This is a genomic window from Burkholderiales bacterium (assembly GCA_035560005.1).
Taxonomy (GTDB): Bacteria; Pseudomonadota; Gammaproteobacteria; order Burkholderiales; family Eutrophovitaceae; genus DASRFY01.
In genome coordinates, this window is the sequence record DATMAN010000022.1 from 1 (window position 1) to 6,900 (window position 6,900).

Annotated in this window: 7 protein-coding genes; all 7 read right to left on the reverse strand. The window is 63.3% G+C overall.

The window, feature by feature from the left end; genetic code table 11:
• Positions 1 to 1,029: acyl-CoA dehydrogenase family protein (locus tag VNM24_02330; GenBank protein ID HWQ37435.1), on the reverse strand; the 1,029-nt coding region annotated here is incomplete at its 3' end.
• A 141-nt stretch (positions 1,030 to 1,170) separates the two neighbouring features.
• Positions 1,171 to 2,151, reverse strand: coding sequence for a TerC family protein (locus VNM24_02335; GenBank protein ID HWQ37436.1), 981 nt, complete (start codon positions 2,149 to 2,151; stop codon positions 1,171 to 1,173).
• 47 nt (positions 2,152 to 2,198) lie between these two features.
• Positions 2,199 to 2,702: a TspO/MBR family protein gene (locus VNM24_02340; GenBank protein ID HWQ37437.1), complete on the reverse strand. Its 504-nt coding sequence runs from the start codon at positions 2,700 to 2,702 to the stop codon at positions 2,199 to 2,201.
• 235 nt (positions 2,703 to 2,937) lie between these two features.
• On the reverse strand, positions 2,938 to 3,168 hold the full coding sequence (locus tag VNM24_02345) for a type II toxin-antitoxin system Phd/YefM family antitoxin (protein HWQ37438.1): 231 nt from the start codon (positions 3,166 to 3,168) through the stop codon (positions 2,938 to 2,940).
• Between the two features lie 17 nt (positions 3,169 to 3,185).
• Positions 3,186 to 3,479: a type II toxin-antitoxin system RelE/ParE family toxin gene (locus VNM24_02350; GenBank protein HWQ37439.1), complete on the reverse strand. Its 294-nt coding sequence runs from the start codon at positions 3,477 to 3,479 to the stop codon at positions 3,186 to 3,188.
• A gap of 137 nt (positions 3,480 to 3,616) precedes the next feature.
• On the reverse strand, positions 3,617 to 5,935 hold the full coding sequence (locus tag VNM24_02355; protein ID HWQ37440.1) for a DEAD/DEAH box helicase: 2,319 nt from the start codon (positions 5,933 to 5,935) through the stop codon (positions 3,617 to 3,619).
• 559 nt (positions 5,936 to 6,494) lie between these two features.
• A complete protein-coding gene (locus tag VNM24_02360; GenBank protein ID HWQ37441.1) occupies positions 6,495 to 6,887 on the reverse strand; it encodes a cupin domain-containing protein in 393 nt (130 codons plus the stop codon).
• Positions 6,888 to 6,900 lie beyond the last annotated feature (13 nt).

Sequence of the window (6,900 nt, forward strand, 5' to 3'; positions counted from 1 at the left end):
ACCGTGCGTCATCACCGCCTGCTGGCAGGCGTCGAAGGCGGCTTCGCCGGCGAGGTACTTCGCCGCGTTCGCCTCGGCGCCGCAGGGCCTGCCGTTGTCGTAGAGCCAGGCGGCCTTGAACACCATCAGGTTCGCCGCCTCCAGCGCCATCCAGTTCGCCGCGAGCGGATGCTGGATCGCCTGGTTCTTGCCGATCGGGCGGCCGAAGACGATCCGCTCCTTGGCGTAGCTCGCCGCGCGCGCAAGCGCGCAGCGCCCCAGCCCCACCGATTCTGCGGCGATCAGGATGCGCTCCGGGTTCATGCCGTGCAGGATGTATTCGAAGCCGCGCCCCTCCTCGCCGATGCGATCCTCCTCGGGCACCGGCATGGCATCGAAGAACACCTGGTTCGAGTCCACGGCCTTCCTGCCCATCTTCTCGATCTCGCGCACTTCGACGTAGCGCCGGTCGAGATCGGTATAAAAGAGCGAGAGGCCCTGCGTCGGCTTCTTCACCTCTTCGAGCGGCGTCGTGCGCGCAAGAAGCAGGATCTTCTCCGCCACCTGGGCGGTGGAGATCCAGACCTTCTGGCCGGAGATGTAGTACTTGCCGCCGCGCTTTTCGGCGCGCGTCTTCAGGCGCGTCGTGTCCAGGCCCGTGTTCGGCTCGGTGACGGCAAAGCAGGCGCGTTCGCGCCCGGCGATCAACCCGGGAAGCATGCGCCTTTTCTGCTCCTCGGTGCCGAACACGACCACCGGGTTGAGGCCGAAGATGTTCATGTGCACGGCGGAGGCGCCGGAAAACCCCGCGCCGGATTCGGCGATCGCCTGCATCATGATCGCCGCCTCGGTGATGCCGAGCCCGGCGCCGCCATACGCCTCCGGCATCGCGATCCCCAGCCAGCCGTCGGCGGCGAGCGCCCGGTGGAAGTCCTCGGGGAAACCGCCTTCGCGGTCCTTTTTCAGCCAGTACGCGTCGTCGAAGCGCGCGCAGAGCTTCGCCACCGCCTCGCGAATACGCTCCTGTTCCGGGGTAAAGGCGAAGTCCATCGTACTCGGTTCCAACTCACCGGATTGTGCCAGTTGCGCCGCGTGGGCGTGACCCTGGAGCGCGAAACCGCGGTCCGCTGCGCGTCCGGCGATTCACGGGGCCATCTCGCGAGGCTCAAGCAAGCGCACCCCTCGCCGCCCTCAGGGCTTCGACTCCCCCGTGGCGCGATCCGCGGGTCGCGCGAGAAGGCTCGCCACAATGGACACGGCCAGCACGATCGCAACGGCGCCGAGCATCCAGAGAACGGGCACCTTGTACAGATCGGTGATGAGCATCTTGATGCCGACCAGGGTTACGATCACGGCAAGGCCGTATCCGAGAAGGTGGAAGCGCCCTGCCATGTCGGCGAGCAGGAAGTACATGGCCCGCAAGCCCAGGATGGCGAAGGTGTTCGCGGTGAACACGATGAACGGATCGCTCGTCACCGCGAAGATGGCCGGAATGCTGTCCACGGCGAAGATGAGGTCCGTCACCTCGACCAGCACCAGAACGAGGAACAGAGGCGTGAATGCCCGCCCGCCGTTCTCGATCACCACGAAGCGCTCGCCATGCAGCCGGCTGGTGATGCGCAGGTGGCCCCGAAGCCAGCGCAACAGAACATTGGAGCCGAGATCGCTTGTCTGGCCCGTGAACAGGAACATCTTGACGCCGGTGACGACCAGAAACGCGCCGAAGACGTAGAAGATCCACGAGAACTGCTCGATCAGGAGGGCTCCAAGGTAAATGAGCACCGCGCGCATGAGAATCGCGCCGACCACTCCCCACAGGAGCACGCGCTTCTGAAGTTCGGGCGGTATCGAAAAGTAAGTGAAGATCGTGATCCAGACGAACACGTTCTCGACGGCGAGGCCCTTTTCGATGAGGTAGCCGGTCGCATATTCGAGAGTTTTGCGCGTAGCGATTTCGGCGCCGAATTGTCCCTCGAGGTACCACCAGAACCAGGCGCCGAAGGCGCCGGCCGCCACAATCCATACGACCGACCACCCAGCCGCCTCCCTCACCGAAACCCTGTGATCGCCTTTCGTTCGCAGAAGGAGGAAGTCCACCGCGAGCAAGACGGCGACGAGGAGGCTAAAGCCTACGTAAAGGAGCGGCGTTCCGGTGTGCTCGATATCAGTCACGAGAAGAACTCTCGACAGCGCGGTTCAGACCGCAATCCACACCTCGGCTACCCGAGAAGCTGCGGGTTCGATTGCCAAATCACCCACGAGAGCACCGAGGCGAATGTCACCCAGACAAGGTAAGGCACCAGCAACAGCGCGGCAAGGCGATTGACGCGCCAGAATGCCGCCGCGGTCGCGACGATGAGGGCCCAAAGCAGCACGATTTCGGCGAACGCCGCCGCACCTTCCCGCCACGCGAAGAAAAGCCAGCTCCAGAGCGCGTTGGCCGCCAGTTGCACCGCGAAGAGGCCCACCGCCAGCCTCGCCGCGGGAAAGCCTGCGGAGCGCCACACCATCCAAACGGCAACGGCCATCAGCGTGTAGAGCAGCGACCATACCGGACCGAACAGCCAACCGGGTGGCGCCCACTCGGGCTTCACGAGCTCCGCATAGAAGGACCGCGCTTGTGCGGATCCGAGCGCACCCAAAGCCGCCGCCGCGTAGGTGACACCCAGCGCCAGAATTAGCGCGACAAGCTGGACACCCACAGGCGGACGGTGAGCCGGCATGGGCCGATGCGGTCTAACGCTGTTTGCTGCCTCGCACGTGCCCGACTACCTTGGCAGGTATGGCGAGACACAACCGCAGCGGACGCTTCTTGACGATGCGCAGTCGCTACTGCACACGGCGGCCGGGCGCGAGGACCACTTCGCCCCTTGGGCAATCAAGCCGCGGAATCACCGCGGCCGGCACCGCACGCTTGCGGCCGTCGGTTGGTAACGCTTGCGAGCCGGAGCGCACTGCTCACGAGTTTACGTCCTCGAGTCGTACCCCGCGCCCGGCGCGCAAGCTGGCGCGCGCCCGCGCGATTCGATCGAGGAACCGCGGATCGTTCTCCAGGCGGTAGTCGAACCAGTCCTCTTCCGACCGGAACCCGATGAGAACGCCCGCGGGCTTCCCATGTCGGGTGATTACGATCTCACCCTTCTCAGCCTCCCTGAGATAACGAGACAGGTCATCCTTGACTGCCGCCAAGGGAACCTGCCTAGTTTTCACTCTGGGTCCGATTTTCCGTATTTCGCGAGCCATTCTGCAGCCTCCGATTTGAGAACGATCGCCAAGATCTCGACGCGTTCCTCCCTGACATCATAGAACACCCGCACCTCCCCGAGCCTTAGCCGATACTGAGGTTGCGCCAGCTTCTTCAGTCGTTTGATTCGACTACGGCTCTGCTTCGTCGGCTCGTGCCGAAGGTGCGTCTCAAGGCCGTCACGCGCGGCCGCGCGGATGTTGGCCGTCAATCCCTTCGGGTCCTCGACCGCCTGAGCTGCGAGAATGATCTTCAAGAGCCTTCTGGCTAGGTTATAGCCAAAAGGCAGTGGGCCGGTCTACGGTCAAGGTTCACCAGCAAGCCGCGGAGCGGACCGTCCACTGCGACCGGTTGTTGGCGGTTCTAACTCCAAAGCGTCCATTTCTGCCACTGTCACATTGGGATCCACGTGTGCGTAACGGGGTCGAACTTTTCGGGTCTGGGGGTATTCGCGATTTCCAAGAAGCGCCGTGCTACCGTTATCGCTGAGTCCTTCTTGGGCTCTTCAAAGTTGAGGGGCAATCGCGGGGGCACCAAACAACTCGGACACCCATGTCTGCAGCTGCATCTTTCGGCAATCCCGATTGCCAGCTCAATTATTGTCGGCCACACCTCAAGCGCCTTTTCTGCCACACCGATGCCGCCCGGCACGGTCTCGTAGAGGTACACCGCTGGCGGATGCCTAACAGTCGTCAGTGTGGCAAGGTCATGCCTGTCGCACGGGACGACGAAGGGCGCTCCAATGCGGAGCAGCTGCTCCACTCCGAATAGGTCGCGCACGTTCGTACTGCTGACAAGCATTGAGGTGTCTGTCAGCTCTAGCCAGAACCCTCTGACGTTCGACGAACGCGCGAGCTGGCTTCGCTCTTCGTGGAGGACCTCTCCCGAGCGGCTGTCAATCAACTTAAACCCCCCGAAGTTTTCGAAGACGGTGAGCCTGCCGTAGCAGGCAGCCAGATTCTCCGCGTACCGAAAGCCTGAGGAGATCTCGGCCTCCTGGACGACGGTCCAGAAAATGCCCTCACTGCGAAGGTACGGCTCGGCGTCCTCTAAGTGCACTTCGCCCGCCGCGTGCGCCGTCACCCGATACGGCTTCCCGAAGTGGTTGTAGATCGCCCCGACGTAGGCCTCCCGGAACAGATGCACGTCGGAGATCTCCCCGATCTGCTTACCCTTGTACACTAGCTGGTATGTCGTGCCCGAGCCGCCTCGGATACTCAGCCGCTGGTAGTTGGGTCTATGATTCCTGACAGGCCTCCTGTCGCGGATCGCGTTGCGGGCGAAATTGAAGAATGGCGTGCCCAAGTGTTTCCCAAGCTCGGGCGTGAAGTCGGCGCCACACTCGTGAACCAAGTACGGCAGGTGCTTGCCCATTAGTTCCTCGTTGTCGACGCCGATCAAGATCTCGTCGAGCGGCTTGTCGAGGAACGCGTCGATGTTGTTCGCGAAGAACCGGTCGAACGGGTTATTGAACGCGTAAAAGAGGACGTAGGCCTTCTTGTCCCACCCGCGGCCGACGCGCCCGATCCGTTGCCAAGCCGACAGCACGCTGTCGGGAAACCCCGCTAGGATGCACACGTCAAGTCGCCCGATGTCCACCCCGATCTCCAAGGCGTTGGTGCTGAAGACGGCCTTGAAACGGCCAGCACGGAGTCCGTCCTCGATCTCTCGGCGGAGCTCGGCCTCGTACCCGCTGCGGTAGGGCGCGATCGTCTCGGGTTCGATCCCGTAGTCCGCCGCATCGCGCTTGGCTCGGATGGCAGCCTCCTCGGCGAATCTACGGGACGGACAGAAAATCAGGGTGCTGAGGCCCTCCGCCACGCAGGCGAGCGCGGCTCGCGCGATCCGGAGCTTGTAGATCTCATGGAACTGGAAGTCGGGAATCCCCGGATTAATGAACGTGAAGTGACGCTCGGAACGCATGGCTGTGGTTGCGCGTACCAGCACGCACTTCCTACCTGTAAGCCGGGAAGCGTGTTCCTCGGCGTTTCCGCAGGTCGCAGTTGCGAGGACGACCTGTGGACGTACGCCGAGCTGTCCCAGCTTCGCGAAGAATCGCCGCAGGAGTAGAGCGACGTTTGTGCCGAAGTACCCGCGATACTCATGGATCTCGTCGAGGATAACGAGCCTAAGCCTGGTCAGAAAGTTGAACCACTGCTCTTGCCAGCCGAGAAAGCTCTGATGGAGCATCTCGGGATTCGTGAACAGCACTGCGGGGGGATGCGCCCTGAGAAGCCGTCGGTGCTCAGGTTCGAGATCACCGTCATAGATCCAGGACTCCAGTCGCCGCCTTGCCACCCCCTCCAGAGATCCGGCGATCTCCTCGAACTGGCGGCGCTGGTCGTTCGAGAGCGCCTTCATCGGATGAACCATGAGGGCGTGTGCTTGTGGGTCGTCCAGGAGCGCGAGCGTCAGTGGGATGTTGAAGCAGAGCGTTTTGCCGCTAGCGGTCGGGGCCTCGAGTACCACGTCGTCGCCGGCCCGGATGCGATCGATCGCTTCCGCCTGATGCGCGTAGAGTGCCTTGATGCCGTGGCTCGCTAGGGCTCTACGGACGGCTGGCGGAAAGCGGTCCAGATACGCATCAGGCGCAAGCTCCGGCGGACAGCTCGGAAGCACGCGGGTGATCACCGTATCGGCACGTCCGTCGGCAGCCACATCCCGCAAAGCGTCAAACTTGCGGAGGCTAGCAAGGAGATCGTCCATCGTCATTCAGGCTCCGACTACCGCATGCTTAGACCGTTCGTCCGCCCAACATGTTGTTCCCCGACCCTGCTCCTGTCAATCTATCGTCAAATCAGAATGTTGCCGGCACGCAGGAATATGTGCGGTCCGGGTTAAAACGCAGTGCACCGGCGCTGGTACGGTTGGCCGCGGCTGGCGCGTGCGACCCGGAACGGAACATAGGTAACGCACAGCACCATCGCACCACCGCTGCTGAAGCCACTCGGCGCCGGAGAGGTCATCGAGGCAGGCAAGGTCCTGAGCGACAACGCTGGCGGTGGGGGTCGTGCGCGCGTTCAGCTGCACGTGCGTGAGGCGTCGCTGCCGCGCGAGTAGCGAGACGGATCGCTTGCTGCAATTGGCGCTACGGTCACCCTGAATTTTGCTCTGCCCTACGGCGCGCGCGCTCGCTTTAAGCCTTGAGTGCCGCGTCGATGGATCTGGAGCCGAGCGCTGCCGCTCCTGCGCTCTTATCTCCAGGAACAAAAGAGGCTGCGCCGGCGCGACAGGCCCCGAAGCGGCCGACGCCCCTGTCGCAGCTGGAACGCTACCCCGCCCTCCGCACCCGCGCCGGGTCCTCGCCGTAGGGCGGCGAGTAGATCACGAGCACTTTCGCGCGTTCGCTCGTGACGATGAAAAGGTGCATCGCGTCGGCCGGAAAGAAGCAGGCCTCGCCCGGTTTCAGCTCGAACTGCTCGCCCGCGACCTCGACATGTGCCTCGCCTTCGAGCAGGTAGCACACTTGTTCGATGCCCGGGTGTGCGTGCGGCAGCGCCCCCTTGCCACGCTCGATCTCGCCCACCAGCACCTCGAGGTTCCTCGCGCCGACGGTCTCAGGGCCGATGAGGCGGAAGTTGCGCGTTCCGGTGTGGTTCGCCGGCGAATACGGCGTCACGTCCGAGGGACGTATCCGGTACCTCGGTCTTGTCTGCGCGCTCATGTGCGTGCCTCCA

Bases quoted from the DNA above. Each gene is read 5' to 3' on its own strand.
- VNM24_02355 (HWQ37440.1), bottom strand. From the start codon at position 5,935: ATGACGATGGACGATCTCCTTGCTAGCCTCCGCAAGTTTGACGCTTTG.
- VNM24_02340 (HWQ37437.1), bottom strand. From the start codon at position 2,702: ATGCCGGCTCACCGTCCGCCTGTGGGTGTCCAGCTTGTCGCGCTAATT.
- VNM24_02360 (HWQ37441.1), bottom strand. From the start codon at position 6,887: ATGAGCGCGCAGACAAGACCGAGGTACCGGATACGTCCCTCGGACGTG.